This window comes from Gemmatimonadota bacterium (genome assembly GCA_009838845.1).
GTDB lineage: Bacteria > Latescibacterota > UBA2968 > UBA2968 > UBA2968 > VXRD01.
The window spans coordinates 1-19,322 of sequence record VXRD01000020.1 but is presented as its reverse complement, the minus strand read 5'-3'; the positions used below and the strand labels follow the sequence as shown (position 1 = coordinate 19,322).

The 19,322-nt window shown below is 50.8% G+C and carries 19 protein-coding genes, 4 tRNA genes and 1 other RNA gene; 23 read left to right on the top strand and 1 reads right to left on the bottom strand.

Features of this window, described 5'->3' with window-relative positions; all coding sequences use genetic code 11:
• Positions 1-1,399, top strand: a 1,399-nt coding sequence (locus F4Y39_02925; protein ID MYC12658.1) for a hypothetical protein, incomplete at its 5' end; no start/stop codon positions are given.
• A gap of 112 nt (positions 1,400-1,511) precedes the next feature.
• Here F4Y39_02925 and F4Y39_02920 read toward each other — a convergent pair.
• Positions 1,512-1,587, bottom strand: a tRNA-Asn gene (locus tag F4Y39_02920).
• A gap of 192 nt (positions 1,588-1,779) precedes the next feature.
• Here F4Y39_02920 and F4Y39_02915 point away from each other — a divergent pair.
• The 22 genes from F4Y39_02915 to F4Y39_02810 all read left to right on the top strand — a co-directional run.
• On the top strand, positions 1,780-2,502 hold the full coding sequence (locus F4Y39_02915; protein ID MYC12657.1) for an RpiB/LacA/LacB family sugar-phosphate isomerase: 723 nt from the start codon (positions 1,780-1,782) through the stop codon (positions 2,500-2,502).
• 24 nt (positions 2,503-2,526) lie between these two features.
• Positions 2,527-3,303 (top strand): phytanoyl-CoA dioxygenase family protein, encoded by a 777-nt coding sequence (locus tag F4Y39_02910; GenBank protein MYC12656.1) that lies wholly within the window; start codon positions 2,527-2,529, stop codon positions 3,301-3,303.
• A gap of 100 nt (positions 3,304-3,403) precedes the next feature.
• Positions 3,404-3,838 carry a nucleoside deaminase gene (locus F4Y39_02905; GenBank protein MYC12655.1) on the top strand — a complete coding sequence of 145 codons (435 nt, stop codon included), beginning with the start codon at positions 3,404-3,406 and terminating at the stop codon, positions 3,836-3,838.
• 6 nt (positions 3,839-3,844) lie between these two features.
• Positions 3,845-3,934: transfer RNA gene (locus tag F4Y39_02900), tRNA-Ser, on the top strand.
• A 59-nt stretch (positions 3,935-3,993) separates the two neighbouring features.
• Positions 3,994-4,083 (top strand) — tRNA-Ser (locus F4Y39_02895).
• A 19-nt stretch (positions 4,084-4,102) separates the two neighbouring features.
• Positions 4,103-4,474: a hypothetical protein gene (locus F4Y39_02890; GenBank protein MYC12654.1), complete on the top strand. Its 372-nt coding sequence runs from the start codon at positions 4,103-4,105 to the stop codon at positions 4,472-4,474.
• 2 nt (positions 4,475-4,476) lie between these two features.
• Positions 4,477-4,552 (top strand) — tRNA-Ala (locus F4Y39_02885).
• 57 nt (positions 4,553-4,609) lie between these two features.
• Positions 4,610-4,878: signal recognition particle sRNA large type (ffs, locus tag F4Y39_02880), an RNA gene on the top strand.
• Between the two features lie 50 nt (positions 4,879-4,928).
• On the top strand, positions 4,929-6,650 hold the full coding sequence (gene dnaX / locus F4Y39_02875; GenBank protein ID MYC12653.1) for a DNA polymerase III subunit gamma/tau: 1,722 nt from the start codon (positions 4,929-4,931) through the stop codon (positions 6,648-6,650).
• 43 nt (positions 6,651-6,693) lie between these two features.
• Complete coding sequence (locus F4Y39_02870) at positions 6,694-7,020, top strand: YbaB/EbfC family nucleoid-associated protein (GenBank protein ID MYC12652.1); 327 nt, start codon at positions 6,694-6,696, stop codon at positions 7,018-7,020.
• Between the two features lie 45 nt (positions 7,021-7,065).
• Positions 7,066-7,659: a recombination protein RecR gene (gene recR, locus F4Y39_02865; GenBank protein ID MYC12651.1), complete on the top strand. Its 594-nt coding sequence runs from the start codon at positions 7,066-7,068 to the stop codon at positions 7,657-7,659.
• Complete coding sequence (pgsA, locus tag F4Y39_02860; GenBank protein MYC12650.1) at positions 7,660-8,301, top strand: CDP-diacylglycerol--glycerol-3-phosphate 3-phosphatidyltransferase; 642 nt, start codon at positions 7,660-7,662, stop codon at positions 8,299-8,301.
• Positions 8,302-8,328: 27 nt separating this feature from the next.
• Positions 8,329-8,802, top strand: a complete 474-nt coding sequence (locus F4Y39_02855) for a phosphatidylglycerophosphatase A (protein MYC12649.1) — start codon at positions 8,329-8,331, stop codon at positions 8,800-8,802.
• Entirely contained in the window at positions 8,772-9,368 is a 597-nt protein-coding gene (gene thpR / locus F4Y39_02850) for an RNA 2',3'-cyclic phosphodiesterase (GenBank protein MYC12648.1), read from the top strand. The genes F4Y39_02855 and thpR overlap by 31 nt, the downstream gene beginning before the upstream one ends.
• Positions 9,369-9,500: 132 nt before the next feature.
• Positions 9,501-10,529, top strand: coding sequence for a recombinase RecA (recA, locus tag F4Y39_02845; GenBank protein ID MYC12647.1), 1,029 nt, complete (start codon positions 9,501-9,503; stop codon positions 10,527-10,529).
• 144 nt (positions 10,530-10,673) lie between these two features.
• Positions 10,674-13,640: a hypothetical protein gene (locus F4Y39_02840; GenBank protein MYC12646.1), complete on the top strand. Its 2,967-nt coding sequence runs from the start codon at positions 10,674-10,676 to the stop codon at positions 13,638-13,640.
• Positions 13,641-13,739: 99 nt separating this feature from the next.
• Positions 13,740-14,243 (top strand): regulatory protein RecX, encoded by a 504-nt coding sequence (locus tag F4Y39_02835; protein MYC12645.1) that lies wholly within the window; start codon positions 13,740-13,742, stop codon positions 14,241-14,243.
• Positions 14,244-14,250: 7 nt separating this feature from the next.
• The gene (alaS, locus tag F4Y39_02830; protein MYC12644.1) at positions 14,251-16,866 is read left to right on the top strand and encodes an alanine--tRNA ligase; all 2,616 of its coding nucleotides are present in this window, start codon (positions 14,251-14,253) and stop codon (positions 16,864-16,866) included.
• 8 nt (positions 16,867-16,874) lie between these two features.
• Positions 16,875-17,624 carry a geranylgeranylglyceryl/heptaprenylglyceryl phosphate synthase gene (locus F4Y39_02825; GenBank protein MYC12643.1) on the top strand — a complete coding sequence of 250 codons (750 nt, stop codon included), beginning with the start codon at positions 16,875-16,877 and terminating at the stop codon, positions 17,622-17,624.
• Positions 17,625-17,696: 72 nt separating this feature from the next.
• Positions 17,697-18,587, top strand: coding sequence for a carbohydrate kinase family protein (locus tag F4Y39_02820; GenBank protein ID MYC12642.1), 891 nt, complete (start codon positions 17,697-17,699; stop codon positions 18,585-18,587).
• Between the two features lie 35 nt (positions 18,588-18,622).
• Positions 18,623-18,883: an HPr family phosphocarrier protein gene (locus F4Y39_02815; protein MYC12641.1), complete on the top strand. Its 261-nt coding sequence runs from the start codon at positions 18,623-18,625 to the stop codon at positions 18,881-18,883.
• 3 nt (positions 18,884-18,886) lie between these two features.
• Positions 18,887-19,322, top strand: a 436-nt coding sequence (locus F4Y39_02810; protein MYC12640.1) for a phosphoenolpyruvate--protein phosphotransferase, incomplete at its 3' end; no start/stop codon positions are given.

Below are 19,322 nucleotides of genomic sequence, written 5' to 3'. Positions count from 1 at the left end.
GAATATAGAGATGGATCTTAGTACAAAAATTCTGTCTTGTCCCGTTAGTGTGTATGAAAATGCATTTTTTGATCAGGGCTCTTTGGTAGCATTTGAAGCTATGCTGGAGGGCTTTAATCAGTTGGGTCGCGCTCAAGAGGAAGGATTTCTCATCTACACTGCTGATTTATCATCATGTCAAATTAAACAAAGTGTGCAGGATCTGCTATCGACCTTGACTCCTCACCTAGAAAAAATACGCGTTACTGCGTTGCGTAAAGATTGGTTATTTCAGGAAGATCGGGTTATTCTCATTCTGAATGGATTGTGTTGGGCACTGATGATGGAGAGGGGAGAATTTCTGAGCAAAACGCAGAATCGCGAGGCGTATCTTCGCGCTGTGTGTGAAGAAATGGGCGCGGGCCGGGATTTGGAATCGATTTTTGAACCTGCAGATTTGCGCCAACAGGCAGATAGTCTGATATCAGTGGTGTTGAAAGTTATGGATTACCTGAGGCCGCGAATTGACGGGATGAAGATCAAATTTCAAAATCGGCTCCTATCACTTCGGGAAAATCCCGATCAACTTGTCTATTATTCCGAGGTAATTGGAGAACTTGAAGATTTAGAAAGGACTCAAAATAAAATAGTCTCATGTTTCGCGAAATTGCCAGAGACCATTGGTATATTTTTAACGGGTTCTTCTGCAAGAGATTTTACGAGGGATAAGTTTTCCGATCTGGATATTGTCTGTGTTTGTTCTGAAATACCCGATGACTTTTCGAGAGATCGAATTTTACATAAATTGGGCGTTAAATCTTCATTTAGGTTTGGTTCATTTGAGCATATTGGTATGTCCGATGCAGATGTACATTTAGTTTTTGTAAAAAAAGAAAGACAGGAGAAAGTGTTAGAAGATTTTCGTTCTAAGGGCGAAGAATCTCCTATAATGGATTTTAGAGACGAAGAAAAGATCAGAGAATTCGCCTGTTGTGCCTATTGTCTGGCATTGAATAAAATTCTTTGGGATCCGAATGGTATTTTGCAGTCTTTCAAGAACCAAACTCACAATGTTCCTCCGCTTTACAAACAGCAGATCTGTGCCAAATGGACACCTGTTTGGATGCGCTACAAGAAAGAATTTCATTATGCGCAACAGCAAGGGGATCGTCTCAGTGCTTTAACGGCTCTGCACTATTGTATTCAGGCCTCTTTGCGAATCCTTTTAGCAAATCATGAGATATATTGTAATCCCATTGAACCGAAATGGATTTCTGTTGAGTTGAATAATCTGCTAAATAATAAAACACAGAGATTACAACAATCAATTTTAGACCAGGTGCCTTTAGATGTTACAGAAACATTTCTGGAAAGATTCAAAAAAGCCGAATATCTGTGGAAAATTTCCACTAAACGGTGATGGAGTTACTTCTCACCTCGAGTACACAACAAAAGCCCGTCGATCATTACCGATTGACGGGCTTTCTTTTGCAATGAAACAGATAGATTAAAATTCAGCGAGAAGATATTCTTGGCTCCGGCGGTAGGACTCGAACCTACGACCCAGTGGTTAACAGCCACTTGCTCTGCCGACTGAGCTACGCCGGAACGTAATATTTCCGATAGCGATGAAATCTACTGGAAGTAAATAGTAGTGTCAAGCGCAATTTTTGACCCGTTGACTTTGCAGCGTCTGGATATCAGGGCAATCTTCTTGACATCCCTCTGGTGAACATCTATGTTTCCAGAGGTTAGCCCAACCACCCAACCTACCAGTCCCCAGTCCCCAGCCCCTTGCTTATGTCAGATGAAAAATTGATACAGCGGATTGTTGCCGAAGTTGTGCGGCGGTTGAAGGCGTTGGAGGGGCGCGCGGTATCTGCACCGATTGACCCGCCGGTGAGTCTGGTGACGGAGGATCTGGTTAAATCTGCGATAAGTCGCGGTGGCGATGCGGTTTATGTGACGCCCAATGCGATTGTGACGCCGTTGGCGCGGGATTTGATACGGCAGCAGAAAGTGCGTCTGGTCGTGGCTGATGATGAGGCGGTTATTCAAGAGCCGCAGAAATCGAGTGTATTAGCTATTGGTGCAGACCACAAGGGATTTGAACTGAAGAAACAGATTGTGCTTATGTTGCAAGATGCCGGGCGAGAGGTGATGGATTGTGGTGTGCATAGCCCGCAAGAGACCTCTTATGTCGGTGTGGCAAAAACGGTGGCCGACGTTGTTCTGGAGAAGAATTTGATGACGGGTATTGTGGTTGATGGGGGAGGTACGGGGGCTGCTCTCGTTGCGAATAAGGTAAAGGGGATTCGCGCTGTTTCGTGTCACGATGTGACGTCGGCCAAATTTGCCCGCGCCCATGTGGATGCCAATATTCTGTGTCTCGGTGTGGGCGTGGTGGGTGATACCGTGGCCCAAGAGATTGTTGCGACGTGGCTGAGTACCCCTTTTGAGGGGGATCAATATGCGGCGCGTGTTCGAGAAATTGATGCGGTGGAGGATCAGAATCGGGATTGATCTGAATGTTCTTTTAATCAGGAGATGACTATGCTTTCACAGGAGCAACTGGCGCAGTATGACCGGGATGGATATGTGCTGGTGTCGGGATTGATTCCAGAAGAGACAATTGCCAATGCAGAAGCTGCGATGTGGTCTGTGCTCGGAATGGATCGGGATGATCCGGCTTCGTGGTCTCCTTTTCCAGACGAAACAGATGGGGTGAATACAATCGCCCGCCAGGGAGTGATTGAGCATTTTGGGGTTCGTGATCCCGCTTTGCTGGCTTGTTGTACGCCCGCATTTTACGAGGCGCAGAGCCAACTGGTTCGGGAGAATGCAGATGCCTTTCACTGTCGGAAACCACGGCCCGAGGCTGTGTGGGCACGCAGTGTATTTCCGGTTTCGAAAGGCTGGAATTATCTCAGTGGGCATGTCGATGGCGGACATCGACCTTTTGATGTTTTCCCCGGGTCATTTCGGGTTTCCTCTCTGACTTATCTCGATTCTGGTGTTGCGCAGGGCGGTGGGACCGCGGTCTGGCCTGGGACACATCGGATGTTCAGCGAGATGGCAGTGCAGGATCCTGACCGGTTTCGAATGCTGTCGGATTTTGCGAAACCGCAACAAAGGTTCGGGCTGGGAGAGCCGATTGAGTTGAGGCCGTCCCGAGGCGATGTCATGTTTTTTCATTATTTGTTAGTACACTGTGGATCTCTCAATACAAGCAATAAACCGCGTTTTGCCCTCCGGTGGATGTGTGCCTGTGATGCATGTCGCGTCTGGGAAAAACACGGCGAGTGGAATATCTGGATGCCCTGATGTTGATGGTTGACTCGCTGTGGGGAAACCCGTATATTTTTTTCTTTATGATCTGTGTTGTTTCCTCGGGGTATTTGTGCTGGATAATGACCTGACAGGCATGAAATTTGCGCTCGAAGAAGCCCGCGTGGCAGCGAGCGAGCAGGAAGTGCCTATTGGCGCTGTTGTGATGCACAATGGCGAGGTAATCGCACGAGATCACAATCGCATTGTCCAGCTAAATGACCCCACAGCGCATGCCGAAATGCTCGTTATTGGGCAGGCGACAAAAAAGTTGGGCGTTCGGTGGCTAAATAACTGCACGCTTTACGCAACGCTGGAGCCTTGTGCGATGTGTGCAGGGGCTATGGTGCTTGCCCGATTGTCCCGGCTGGTTTTTGGCGCGTGCGATCCCAAAACCGGGGCTTGCGGATCCCTGAGAAATATTGTGGAAGATACACGTCTGAATCATCGCCTGGATGTGCGCCGAGGCGTTTTAGAAGATGCGTGTGGTCAGGTGTTGCGGGCGTTTTTTCAAACTTTGCGCGAAAAATAAATATTCGGAGAGGTGCTGGAGTGGTCGAACAGGCCGGTCTCGAAAACCGGTGTACCCTCACGGGTACCGTGGGTTCGAATCCCACCCTCTCCGCCAAAAATAAGCACACATGTATATGTATGAGGAAGCCATAGCTGACCGCTGACAGCTATATCGGAGAGGTGCTGGAGTGGCCGAACAGGCATGACTGGAAATCATGTGTATCCTTACGGATACCGTGGGTTCGAATCCCACCCTCTCCGCCAAAAATATCACGAGGTTGTTATGCCGCATCCGATTCGCATTACCGTTGGCGATATTGAACTCGACGCCGAGTTAAACGATTCGCAAACAGCAGGTAAAATTCGCGAGGTTTTGCCACTGGATTGTTCGTTTAATACATGGGGCGATGAGATTTACTTTGCAATCCCCGTTGAAGCGGGTCCCGAAGATGCATGTGAAACTGTGGCGTTAAACGACCTCGGATATTGGCCGCCGGGTCATGCATTTTGCATTTTTTACGGTCAGACCCCGGCCAGTCATGGAGATGAAATTCGTCCGGCAAGTCCCGTCAATATTATCGGACGGGTGCTGGGCGATGCCACGGTGCTCAAGTCTGTTTCGGGAGTGCGAAATATCGTGGTTGAAGCCGTTTAGGTGGGGCTGTAGCTCAGTTGGGAGAGCGCTAGAATCGCACTCTAGAGGTCGTGGGTTCGACTCCCATCAGCTCCACCAAAATATATTGTTAAGAGGCGAGAGGTGAGATTCCTCTTGTATCTCACTGTTTTCAGGTCGTGCTAGACGGGGAGATAGCGGTGCCCTGTAGCCCGCAATCCGCTATAGCGGGGTCGAATTCCACGTCTGAGAACCGGTATTTTGGATCGCGGTCGATGAGTAGGCAGCGTTGATCGTCAGGTCCTGCGCAACGTGCCTATGCCGAACCCCGTCAGGACCGGAAGGTAGCAGCGGTAAGCAAATCGGTGCGTGTGCCGCAGGGGCACCTGGCAGGAGCCAGCGCTCGTTGAACGCCCCGGGGTAGCGGTTCGAAGCGCGGTGCACGGCCTTTTTTTCAAGTTGGGGGCTGGGGTTGGAGAGGCCCTTTGGAGTTTTTATGTCTTACACGGTAATGGCCCGAAAGCGGAGGCCACAGGCATTTGAAACAGTGGTTGCACAAAGCCATGTGACCACCACATTGCAAAACGCCATTCGGCTGGGGCGCGTGGCGCAGTCTTACCTGTTTTCCGGGCCGCGAGGAACGGGTAAGACCACTACGGCGCGATTGCTCGCCATGGCACTCAATTGCGAGCAGGGGCCAACGGCTGAACCGTGTGGGGAATGTGCTTCGTGTGTTGCCATACGCCAGGGCAACAGCATGGATGTGTTGGAGATTGACGGGGCTTCGAACCGCGGGATTGATGAAATCAGGCAATTGCGCGAAGAGGTGGGGTATGCGGCTTCGCAAGGCAAACGCAAGGTTTATATCATCGACGAAGTACACATGCTCACGACTGAGGCTTTTAATGCGTTGCTCAAAACACTCGAAGAACCGCCAGCGCATGTTGTTTTTGTATTTGCAACGACCGAAGCTCACAAAGTGCCTGAAACCATTTTGTCTCGGTGCCAGCGCTACAATTTTCGGCGCATTCCGCCCGTGGCAATTGTGGAAGAGCTCAAAATGGCTGTAGATGAAGAAGGCGTGACAGCAGAAGAATCCGCTCTGTTTTTGATCGCGCGAAAAGCCGATGGAGGCATGCGCGATGCCCTGAGTTTGCTGGATCAGGTCATTGCATTCTCAGATGCTGATATTACGGAAGATGCCATACAAAATTTACTGGGTTTGATTCCTCGAGATGTGTATTTTGACCTGACGCAGGCCATTGTGGATCGGGATGGTGCCCGCGCTTTGGAGATTGTTGACGAACTGGCACGCGAAGGCAGTGATCTGGGTGAATTTGTGGCGGGGCTGATGGCGCATTTTCGACATTTGCTCGTTGCCTGTGCTGCGGGAGATTTAACAGATGAGAATTTGCCAGAAGCTGACCGCGTGCAGTATGCAGAGGTCGCCGCGCAATTCGAAGAGGCGGATCTCGTGCGCATGCTCAACGCTGTGAGTGAACTCGAAACGCAGATTAGTCGGGTGACCGAGCCGCGATTCTGGCTCGAATTGACGGTTATGAAGCTGGTGCAGATGACGTCAAGTGTAGATTTGCAGGTTTTGATTGGTCGATTAGAACAACTCGAGCGGGGGTTAAAAAGCCAGGGGAAGGTTACTGGAACGCGGCGGCCTTTGTCCAGCCCTCGACCTGCACCACAGCAGAAAGCGACATCATCCGGACCAGACACGCGCGTTAGGGGAGAGAAGTTACCACCGCGGCCAACGGCTTCCAAATCTTCACCCCCGCAACAGAGGGACAATGGTCGGCCCGTGGCAGAACAGCCACGAGAAGAAATACCGCCAGTGCCAGATGTATCCTCAGAAGAGCCGCCAGACTTTTCTGTTATTAAAGATAAGTGGGAACAACTTGTACAGGCGGTGAAGAACGAGAGAATGTCGTTGGGCACATTTTTGGCCGAAGGTCGCCCACAATCAATGGATGGGCGACATCTGGTGGTGGCTTTTCAAAAGAACCTCGAATTTCACGCCAATCAGGTGCGACGCGGACGCGCTCAGGTGGAAGAAGTTGCACGCGGTGTTTTTGGCGGTACAGTCACCATTTCGTGTGAGGTTGTTTACGAGGATAATAAAGAGCAAATAGCTGAAGAGAAGCGTGCAGAAGAAGATGAGCGCGTGCAGATGGTGATGCAGGTGTTTAGTGGGGAAGTGATCAGGTAGGGGTTGCTGCGTTGGGAACATTGCTTTTTGAAGGAGTTAAAGTATGGCAAAAGGTATGGGCGCGATGATGAGGCAGGCTCAAAAATTGCAAGCCAAGCTGGCCAGGGTGCAAGAAGAACTGGGGGCAAAAGAGGTAGAGGCAACTTCGGGTGGGGGTATGGTGACAGTAAGGGCCAGTGGGCATCAAGATATTTTGTCGATAAAAATTGATCCCGAAGTCGTCGATCCCGAAGATGTGGAAATGCTGGAAGACCTCGTGCTGACGGCGGTTCAGCAAGCGCGTCAAAAATCTGCGGACATGGCCGAGGCAGAGATGCAGAAAGCCACAGCGGGCCTCATTCCGCCCGGCATGAATATGCCGGGGTTCTGAGATTGTAAACGCAAAGTCATCGCGCTGTAGTTTTTGGAGTTTTCCATGGCATCAGAGGCCATTGAAAAATTGATTGTCGCTTTGAATCGATTGCCCGGTATCGGCGCTAAAACAGCACGGCGTCTCGCGCTGGAGATGTTGACATGGGATACGGAGGAGGTGCGCGGACTCGCCGATTTGATGGTGGATGTCAAGACCCGTGTGCGGCGGTGCTCAATTTGTTTTAATTTGACTGAGGCTGAGCCGTGTTCTGTGTGCAGCGATACACGCCGAGATCGTTCCAGTGTGATGGTGATTGATTTTATTGGCGATCTTTTGGCATTTGAGCGCACCGGGCTTTATCGAGGGCTTTATCACGTACTGGATGGGCGAATTTCGCCCCTGGATGGTATTGGTCCAGAAGACTTGAATATTTCCCAATTGCTCCAACGCTTGCGCCAGGGGGAAATTCGAGAAGTAATCCTCGCGAACGGTCCAACCGTAGAGGGAGATGCCACGGCACAATATCTGTCTCAGTGTTTGGCTCCGTTTGAAGTATCTGTCACACAAATTGCGCGCGGTTTGCCGGTGGGCAGTGATCTCGCCCTAGCAGATCAAGTGACATTGTCTCGCGCGCTGGAAGGCCGTCGGGAGTATTAAATGCCCCAGGCAAATACCATAGAATCGAATCGCATGACAATGCCTGAGCCGCGTACCCCAAATCGGTTGTGGACAGTGCCCAATGTCTTAACTGTGTCGCGTCTGCTGCTTACGCCAGTGTTTTTGCTGTTGATTTTTGCCGCCAACTGGTATTTCAAAATCCTCGCGTTGCTCGTCTTTACTGTGGCCTCGTTGACTGATTTTTACGATGGGCGCATTGCGCGGCGCGATGGTACAGTGACCAACTTTGGTCGCTTTATGGATCCGCTGGCCGATAAGTTGCTGGTATCTGCAGCGTTGATTGCTTTTGTGCGTTTGGGCATGGTTGAAGCATGGCTTATCGGGGCGATGCTCGCGCGCGATGTCGTGATTACGGGATTGCGCATTTTTGCGATTCGACGAGGCAAACCCGTGGTGACCTCACAACTTGCCAAGTGGAAAACCATGCTGCAATTGGTGCTTGTTTTTGGCATTTTGGTCTTTATCAATGTGCGCGTGGTCGAAGCCGAGTTAGCCGCCCAACCAATTGTACTCGTAGGCGATATTTCTTATTGGGTTTTGAATGTCCTGGTGGCTGTTGTGACCCTCGTTGCTGTTGTTTCAGGCGTTCGGTATTTAATTGAAAATCGCAAGACATTTTAAGGCGAGCGAATAGCTGCGCCTATAGTTATGACAGATTTTCGGCCTCCTGAGCCATCGTTTTTTGTCCGGTTGATTGCAACCGGCTTTTTTTCTGGCTATTCGGTTTTTGCCCCGGGAACAGCCGGATCAGGCGTGGCATTGGCGATTTATTGTCTGTTGCCACCACTGAATTGGTGGTCGTGGGGGGGGCTGCTGATCGGGTTGTTTTTCGTGGGGGTTTACACATCCGGGGCATGCGAAAAAGCCTGGGGTAAAGATCCCAAATATGTGGTGATCGACGAGTTTGTCGGATTTTTTGTGACAGTAAGTCTGCTTCCGCAGTCGGTGTTGGTGGGTATAGTTGGCTTTGTCGTGTTTCGCATACTGGATATTATTAAGCCACCGCCCGCCCGACAGGTCGAGGCGTTGCCAGGTGGGTGGGGTATTGTGGCCGACGATGTGATTGCGGGAATTTATGGACAGATGATACTATGGCTGGCATTCGCACCTTTATCGCTTTAGAAATGCCCGTTGCTGTTAAACGGCAAGTCGTTTTTGTGGCGCGTCACTTGAGCCATTTGGGCCAGATGCGCTGGGTAAGATCTGAGGGCGTACACCTCACCCTCAAATTTTTAGGTGATGTGGAAGAAAATCGCGTTGTGGATATTGTTTCAGCCGTGCAGCAGGTCGCTTCCAAATTTCAACCCTTCGCGTTGTCAACTGCGGGATTGGGTGGTTTTCCGCGTCTTGAAAGTGCACGGGTGTTGTGGTTGGGCGTTGAAGGCGACCTGGAACAGCTAAGGATATTGCAAGGTCGGATTGCGCAGAAGCTCGAAGACCAGGGATTTGAGCGGGAGCGACGTCCATTTTTTGCTCATGTGACGGTGGGTAGAGCGCGGCGTAAGCCGGTTCGCGCGATAGCTGAAAATGCAACAAAGTGGCGTGCGGTAAATTTTTCAGTTGATCGCGTCTCGGTGATGAAAAGCACATTGCGTCCCGAAGGTGCTGTGTACACGCCTTTGGGATACGGGATGCTCGAGGGCGGAGGGAGCGAATATCCCGGTTCAGATCTCCAAATTGTTTCTTGACGTATATACAAATGTTCACTATACTTATCGCACATTGTGCGGTGCAGAATACGAGAGGGGCTGCGCCGTGATCCCAAACCTTTTGAAGGAGAGATGCAGATGGCCAAACGCAATAGTAAAGGTGCGCAACAGATGGATGGCAAGCAGCAAGCAATAGACAACGCTATTGCCCAAATCGAAAAGCAATTTGGACAGGGGGCAATTATGCGCCTGGGAGGCGAGGATGGGCAACCCCTTGTCACAGAGATTATTCCAACGGGTTCTCTAAGCCTGGATGTCGCATTGGGCGCTGGTGGTGTTCCCCAGGGAAGAGTGGTTGAAATATACGGTCCTGAAGGATCGGGCAAGACGACCTTGATTTTGCACATTATTGCCGAGGCGCAAAAGCGCGGTGGGGCAGCGGCTTTTGTCGATGCAGAACACGCATTGAATGTGGAATTGGCCGAGCGTCTGGGCGTAGATATCGAAAATTTATTGATCGCTCAGCCCGATACGGGTGAAGAAGCACTCGAAATTACGGATACCCTCGTGCGCAGTGGTGCCTTTGAGGTCGTGGCTTTAGACTCTGTGGCTGCTCTGGTGCCGCGTGCCGAACTCGAAGGTGAGATGGGTGATTCGCACATGGGCCTGCACGCTCGTTTGATGTCTCAAGCTCTGCGCAAACTCGTCGGATCAATCAGCCAGTCTAAAACTTGTGTGATCTTTGCCAATCAGATTCGCATGAAGATCGGCGTGATGTTTGGCAATCCCGAAACGACTACCGGGGGCCGCGCGCTTCCGTTTTACGCAACGGTGCGTATGGATATTCGGCGCATTGGTTCTATTAAGGACGGGCAGGAGATTGTTGGCAATCGCGTTCGGATTCGCGTGGTAAAAAACAAGATGGCACCGCCTTTTAAGGAATGTGAAGTCGATCTGATGTTTGGCGAGGGCATTTCCAGAGAGGGCAGTTTGATCGATATGGCCGAATTGCACGGGATTATCAAGAAGAGCGGTACCTGGTTCTCTTATGGGGATGATCGGCTTGGGCAAGGACGCGAAAATGTCAAGCGCCATCTGAAAGAGAACGCGGATTTGTCTGCAAAAATCGAACGCGAGGTGCGCGAGATCGTGGGCCTTCCCGTCGATAAGGCGTTTGAACTCGGGGAAGAACCCGCCTAAGTATGTTGTTGACATCTCAATTTTCTCTAATTTAATTTGTTAAATGATGTTACGTATAGTCAAAAGACTGGGAATCTTATCGAGAGAGCTGGTGATAATTCCATTTTTTTTATTTTCCCAGGTCATCAGAGAATTTGAGAAAGGATGTCGCAAATGTTTTTGAACAAAAGAATAGCGTTTATCGCTGCTCTTGTGTTGCTGCTCTGCGTGGGGCAAGCCTCTGCTGCTTCCAATGCGAATAATGCTGCGGCTACTGTTGCGCAGTCTGCAGATGCGGATCTCAACGGCGATGGGATGGTTGGTTTTGCTGATTTTTTGATCTTTGCAGGCATGTTTGGGGCAAATCAAGGCGATGATAGGTATGACGCTCGAGCCGATCTGGATGGGGATGGTGCGATAGGTTTTGGCGATTTTTTGATCTTTGCCAATGCCTTTGGCACATCCGGCTCTGGCGGCGGTGGTAGCCCTGATCTCATTGTTATAGCGCCTTCGGTAAGCGACACCCTGCTGACGCCTGGGCAGATGTTCACGCTGAATGTGACGGTGCGCAACCATGGGAATGCACAAGCCGCTGAGACGACGCTGACGTATTACCTCTCGACCGACGCGGCGATATCGACGAGTGATACGGAGGTTGGCACGGATGCGGTGGGTGGCCTTGCCGCTTCTGGAACCAGTGATAAATCGATCGGTTTGAATGCCCTATCGAGTGCCGGCATGTACTATTACGGTGCCTGTGTGGCGAGTGTCAGTGGTGAGAGCAATGCGGATAACAACTGCTCAGGTGGGGTGCGCGTCACGGTCAGCGATGGTGGAGAAGGTGGTCAAGGCAGTGAGACGTCCTTTGATCTGGATAACAACAGCAATCCGCAGGATATCCTCTATGCCAATGACCGATTCTATGTGCTTGATCGGGAGGATGCAAGGGTCTATGGTTACGAGAGTGACGGTCAGCGCGATTCGGCAGTAAGCTTCCGTCTGAATAGCAGTTCTCCGTCGAGTATCACCTATGCCAACGACCGGTTCTATGTGGTTGATGAAGAGGATGATAAGGTCTATGGGTATGGGAGTGATGGTCAGCGCGATGCGGCAGCAGACTTCGATCTTGGTATCAGTGATCCGAGAGGTATCACCTTTGCTAATGACCGATTTTATGTGGTCAATGACGGGGATGATAAGGTTTATGGGTATGGGAGTGATGGTCAGCGCGATTCGGATGCAGACTTTGATCTGGGTATCAGCGATCCGAGAGGTATCACCTTTGCCAATGACCGATTCTATGTGGTTAATGACGGGGATGATAGGATCTATGTGTACACGAATTCTGGTCAGCGCGATGCGGATGCAGGCTTCCGTTTGTTTACCGGTGATCCGAGGGGTATCACCTTTGCCAATAACCGATTCTATGTGGTTGATTTCTGGAATGATAAAGTCTATGGACACGGGAGTGACGGGCGGCGTGATACGGGTGCGGACTTCGATCTGCATAGCAACAATTCTCCACAGGCTGTCACCTATGCCAACAACCGATTCTATGTGCTCGACGTTGATGATGGAAAGATCTATGGGTATGGGAATGATGGTCAGCGCGATGCGGCTGCAGACTTCGATCTGGCTAATAGTGATCCGTTTAGTATTACCTATGCCAATGATCGATTCTATGTGCTTGATCCCTCGGATGTAAAGGTCTATGCGTACACGAGTTCTGGTCAGCGTGTTGAGGATGCAGACTTCGATCTGGCTGGCAACAACAATGATCCGTCGGGTATCACCTATGCCAACGACCAATTCTATGTGCCTGATGCCGAAGATGAAAAGGTTTATGTGTACACGATTGCTGGTCAGCGTGTTGCGATTGCAGATTTCGATCTGGCTAATACTTCTCCGTCGGGTATCGCCTATTTCGACAATCTATTCTATGTGGTTGATGCCGCAGATGAAAAGGTTTATGTGTACACGGGTGCTGGTCAGCGTGTTGGGGCTGCGGACTTTGATGTGGCTATTAGTGATCCGAGAGGTATCGTCTATGCCAACGATCAATTCTATGTGCTTGAAGTGGAAGGTGCAAAGGTTCATTGGTACGCGATTGCCGACCCCACTCCTGATCTAATTATTGTATCGCCGTCGGCGAGCAATGACAGCCCGAATACCGGAGAGTCCTTCAGTTTGAGCGTTGCGGTTCGCAACCAGGGTGCGGGTTCTTCGGCTGCGACGTCCTTGCGCTACTACCTCTCGACCGATGATTCGATTACAACGAGTGATACAGAGGTTGGCACGGGTGCCATAGGCAGTCTCACTGCGGGCGTCGCGAGTAACCAGTCAATTGACTTGAATGCGCCATCGAGTGTGGGGATATACTACTACGGCGCGTGTGTCCAAAGCGTCAGTGGAGAGAGCAATACCGATAACAACTGCTCGAATGGGGTACGTGTCTCGACTGCAAACTTCGCTCTGGATGGCGAAAATACTGATCCGGAAGGTATCGTCTATGCCAATAACCGATTCTATGTGGTTGATGCCAGGGATGGAAAGGTCTATGCGTACACGAGTGCTGGTCAGCGCGATGCAGCAGCAGACTTTGCTCTGGATAGCAACAACACTGCGCCGGAAGGTATCACCTATGCCGACAACCGATTCTATGTGATTGATCGGGGAAATGTGTCTGATCGGGGAGATGAAAAGATCTATGCGTACACGAGTGCTGGTCAGCGCGATGCGGCAGCAGACTTCACTCTGGATAGCGACAACAGTGCGCCAGCGACTATTACCTATGCCAACGACCGATTCTATGTGGCTGATTTTTCGACTGTAAAGGTCTATGCGTACACGGTTTCTGGTCAGCGTGTTGCGGATGCAGACTTCGATCTGGCTGAGGACAACATTGATCCGTTTGGTATTGCCTATGCCAATGACCGATTCTATGTGGCTAATAACTCTGATAGCGAGACTAATAAGGTCTATGCGTACACGGTTTCTGGCCAGCGTGATGAGGATGCGGACTTCAATCTGGTCAGCAGTGATCCGTTTGGTATCATCTATGCCAGCGACCGATTCTATGTGGTTGATGGCGGGGATAATGCGGTCTATGCGTACACGAGTGCTGGACAATAACGCACGGGGAACCTGAGAAAGAAATCGCATTTTAGGCTTTGACAACAGAGTGGGTTTGCCTATTTTAATACCTGCTCTGTTGTTCTTTTTTAGCGAGAAATTGTCGTGAAATTAGAAACCGATGAAGCCGTTGAAAAAGCCAAGGCGTATGCCCTGCGCTTGCTGAGCAATAGGGCTTATACAAAAAAAGAGATTTGCGACAAACTCGCTGGACGGGGTTATGAGCAAGACGCGATTGAACAGACCCTCTCGATGCTCGAGCGTCTCAATTTAATTGATGATGTGTTGTTTGCGCGTCAATTTGTCGAGCAACGGTTGCGATTGCGGCCTTCTGGACGGGTGGCACTTGTGCGCGATCTTGTGCATCGGGGTGTTCCGACTGAGATAATCAATCGCGTTGTGGACGATGTTTTGGCAGATGTTGATATTGAAGATGTTGCACTCAATTTGTTGATGGGCAGGGCAAATCGCTACCGGGGATTATCTCGTGAGAAAGCGCTCGGGCGGATGTACGGTTTTTTGGGGCGCAGGGGATTTGAGGTTTCGGTTGCGCGAGATGTCGCTCAAAAAGTGTGGTCTAAAATAGAAAATGAAGAGGTTTGAATAAAAGATGAAGACTGCTGTACAAATTCGTGAAGAGTTTCAGGCATTTTTTGAATCCAAAGGCCATACGCGGGTTCAAAGTGCCCCTCTATTGCCACAAGACGATCCCACGCTGTTGTTTACCAATGCGGGTATGAATCAGTTTAAGGATGTGTTTTTGGGCACCGGGCGTCGGCCCTATTCACGGGCAGTTGATACGCAGAAGTGTTTGCGGGTTTCGGGCAAGCACAACGATCTGGAGGAAGTGGGATTCAGTCCCAACCATCACACGTTTTTTGAGATGTTGGGCAACTGGTCTTTTGGAGACTACTTTAAAAAAGAAGCTATAGCGTGGGCGTGGGAGTTGCTCACAGATGTGTGGCAGTTGCCAAAAGATCGCATGTGGGCAACGGTGTTTGGCGGCGATGAGGAGGATGGCCTGGAGGCTGATGTGGAGGCTGAAAATCTCTGGTCGCGCGTGACGGATTTGCCCGCCAATCGCGTGCTGCGTTTGGGGAAGGAAGATAATTTCTGGGAGATGGGGAGTACTGGTCCTTGTGGTCCGTGTTCTGAAGTACACTTTTATCTCGGCGATGACCCGGCGCAACAGGATGCCGTACCGGATTTAGATTCCGAGGATTATGTCGAAATCTGGAATCTGGTTTTTATTCAGTACAATCGCGATGCCGATGGCATATTGCAGCCTTTGCCAGATCAGCACGTGGATACGGGGATGGGATTTGAGCGGATTTGTTCAATTTTACAGGGAGTGCAAACCACTTATGATACGGATGTGTTTTTGCCAATTATTGGGGCGATCAGTGAGATTACTCGAAAACCCTATAACAAAGACCATCAGGTACCCATACGCGTGATTGCCGACCATGTGCGTACACTCTCATTTGCAATCGCAGATGGGGCGTTGCCGTCCAATGAAGGGCGAGGCTATGTTTTGCGGCGAATTTTGCGCCGTGCTGCGCGGTTTGGACGCTCGCTGGGGATGCATGAGCCGTTTATATTTCGACTGGTAGAGACAGTAGCCAGTGAAATGGGTATTGCATTTCCCGAGGTAAAAGAAAAAAGCGATCATATTACGCGGGTGATTCGGTCTGAGGAAGAGGGTTTTGGCAAAACACTGGATCGCGGGCTGGAAATTTTTGACGCGATGCAGGCGAAAGGACATATTTCAGGGGCAGATGCTTTCCAGCTATACGATACCTATGGCTTTCCCATTGATTTGACGCGGTTGATGGCAGCCGAAAAGGGTATTGAGGTGGATGAGGAGGGCTTTGAAGCGCAGATGGCAGCGCAACAGGAGAGGTCTCGTTTGGCGGCTTCTTTTCATATTCACGTAAATGAACCGACGGTTACACTTACTAAAAAACATTCGGAATTTGTGGGATACGAAACACTTGTATCCGATTCGCGCATTGTCGCCTGTCAACCCGCACAGGATGAGATGCTGGATCTCTATCTGGATATAACGCCATTTTATGCCGAGTCTGGCGGGCAGGTTGGGGATAAGGGTGAACTTGTAGGCGAAGGTGTGCGCTTTAAGGTAGCGACTACATTTAAGGCGGGAGAAGCAATTGTTCATCGCGGTCGTCTGTGCAATGGGCAGGCCGAAGGGCTGGTGGGGATGGATGTGAAGGCGCATGTCGATGCTGAAACCCGTTTGAATACAGCGCGCAATCACACGGCCACGCATCTGATGCATCGCGCTTTGCGGCAGGTATTGGGCGACCATGTACACCAGGCTGGCTCGCTAGTTGCCCCGGATAGGTTGCGCTTTGATTTTACGCATTTTGAAGGCGTAACACCTGCGCAATTAGACGATATTGTGGGCATTGTCAATGACGCGGTCAGGCGGGATTGGGCTGTTGATATTTCTTTTGATACGTTGGATCGCGCCGTGGAAATGGGTGCGATGATGTTGTTTAGCGAAAAATATGGCGATGAGGTGCGCATGGTGCAGGTGGGGGATTTTAGTCTGGAGTTGTGCGGTGGCACGCATGTGCAAAGCACCGGGCAAATTGGGCTGTTTCAGCTCACGCAAGAGACGGGTACTGCAGCCGGTGTGCGGCGCATTGAGGCGGTCACCGGGCCGGGTGCAGAAGCCATCGTGCGCGAGCAAAAGGAAATTTTGGCCGATCTCTCGTCGCAACTGAGTGCGTCAACATCGGAATTGTCGGATAAGGTCGCGCACCTGCTTGCGCACAATCGCGAACTCGAGCGCGAGTTGCAGAGCTTGCGGCGGGAGCAGACCGGTTCAGAGATGGATATGCTAGTGAGCAGTGCTCTGAATGTAAATGGTGTGCGCGTTGTGGCCGCCGAGGTCTCGCCGCCCGATATGGAAGGGTTTCGCACAATGGGTGACGGTTTGCGCGATGCCCTGGGTACAGAGGGCGTTGGCGTGATTGGCGCGAATTTAAATGGCAAGGCATCGCTTCTCGCTGTGGTGACGGACGATCTGATCGGTCAGGGTGTGCAGGCTGGCAATGTTGTCAAAGCCATCGCACAGATTGTGGGTGGTGGTGGCGGTGGTCGCCCCCATCTGGCGCAGGCCGGTGGCAAGTTTCCCGAAAAGATCGGAGAGGCTCTGGCACGAGTGCCCGACATCATTCGGGCACAGGTGGGAGGGTAAGTGCCTCAATGTCGATATTCGAACAGTTGGTGGCTATTCGCAATCGCCGCGGGGCGGGGTTTTTGCCCTATCTGGATCCCGACAGGCTCGACAAGAAAGATCTGGGGCGCACGGCCTCTCTTTGTGAAGCGCAGGGAGCAGACGCCATTTTGATTGGCGGCAGTTTTTTGTTATCCACCAATTTTGATCGCATGGTGAGCGAGGTTGTACGCGCTGTAGATATTCCGGTGATTATATTTCCCGGCGATACCAACCAGATCTCAGCGGCTGCCGATGCGATTATGTTTTTGTCGCTTATCAGTGGTCGCAATCCCGAATTGCTGATCGGGCAACACGTCAAGGCTGCGCCAATTTTGAAAGCACACGGCTTAGAGGCCATTGCAACCGGCTACGCGCTCGTGGATACAGGGCAGCTCACCACAGCCGAATATGTGAGCAACACACGTCCCTTGCCGCGCGACAAACCCGAGATTGCAATGGCGCACGCTCTTGCCGCTGAGTATTTGGGTATGCAATGCGTGTATTTGGATGCCGGTAGCGGGCCAGAGTTGATGGTACCCGAAGAAATAGTACAGGCAGTCTGTAGTTATGTGTCGATCCCAATAATTGTCGGTGGTGGTATTCGCGATCCCAAAGCTGCGGCAGAACGGGTCGCATTGGGTGCATCTTTTGTGGTGGTTGGTAGCATTTTTGAAGAAACGGGCTGGGATGCCGCGCTGATTGGCGCGTTTGCTTCTGCCATTCACTGTCTCGACTGAGTCCATTTTTTTGACAATTGGGGATGGTCGTTACCGTCTTTGCGGACGGTTTTTTTATGTGAGCGTATTGTTATGTCTATTTCTTCTGGCGCAGTGTTGTGTTACGGTGTACTGGGTATTGATCAAATCGTGCAAGTGGCCTGGTTTCCCGAGCGCAATGGACACACGCGCGCGTTTCGAGACGAGGAATTTGCTGGTGGAGAAGCGACCAATACGGCGGTGACGTTGAGCGGATTGGGGGTTGACGTGCGGTTGATGGGGTGTGCATTGGGAGACGATCGCAGGGGTGCACTTTTTTTGCGCACGATGCGTCAATTTGACGTGGATATTCGCAGGCTCGATATAGATCCCAGCGTTCGCACCGGGCATGCCGTTATCCTGTCTGATGTCAACGGTGGACGAACAATTTGTGGACATTTCCCCGATGTGCGCAGCAGGCCGCTAACTGAGGCGGACCTCGATGGTGTCACCCTGTTGTCGGTCGATCCCTTTTTGGGTGAAAATGCAATCCGGGCAGCTCAAATTGCACGAGAGCATGATATAACTGTGTTTGCTATTGAACTGTCCCCCGATCATCCGCTTGCAAAATTTTGTGATGTGGTGATCAATTCTGACGGTTTTATGCGCCGACACAGAATGGGTATGCCCTCGGATGTGGCGGTTGGGCTTTTAAAGGCCGGTATAGAAACTGTGGTGATTACCAGGGGGAAACAGGGCTGTCAGGTTTTTCAGGAAAATGGCAATAGTTTTGAACAGCCCGCATACCAGGTCACTGCGCGCGATACAACAGGAGCGGGAGACGCATTTCGAGCCGGTCTTATTTACGGGTATTTGCAGGGATGGACGCTGACGCGCAGTGTGCAATTTGCCAGCGGAAGTGCGGCATTAACATGTGCCAGGGCCGGTGGTGCAGGCCATATTCACGGGGAAGAACAGGTTTTGCAACTGATCGCTGAAGATTGAATTTCAAATGTTTCTGATTATGGGTGATATACACGATGCTGGAACAACGGGCTACGGTAAAAAATAAACTGGGCATTCACGCGAGACCCGCGGCTTTGCTGGTACAGGCGGCGGCTAAATTTACTTCTGAAATTACACTGGAAAAAGATGGTCTGGCAATCAATGGCAAAAGCATTATGGGCGTGATGATGTTGGCGGCGGAAGTGGATTCTGTGATCACGGTGCGGGTTGAAGGTGAAGATGCCTGCACCGCACTGGATCATATCGTCGAAATGATTGAATCAAAGTTTGACTGAGCTATGAAATATCTCAAAGGCATACAGGCGTCTCCGGGCATTGCGATTGCATCGGTGTATTTATACGATCCAGAAGAGTTTCCCGTGGATCAACGCCGGATAGATCCTCGCGATATTCCCGCAGAAAAGGCGAGACTACAAGAGGCAATCAAAGCAGTGTCTGAGGATTTCGCAGCTACGCGGGCGCATGTCGAGGACATACTGGGCAAAGAGCACGCGCAGATATTCGACGCGCATCTGCTCATGTTGCAAGACCCCATGCTTCTCGAGCTTACATATCCACACATAGAAAAATATAATGCCGAATACGCTTTCTGGACGACTTTCCAGAATTTGAGTCGTCAATTTGAAGCGTTTCAAGATGATTATTTGAGAGAACGCGGTGCCGATTTATTGGGCATTGCAAAGCGGTTGTTAGACAAATTGGGGAATTGGGAAA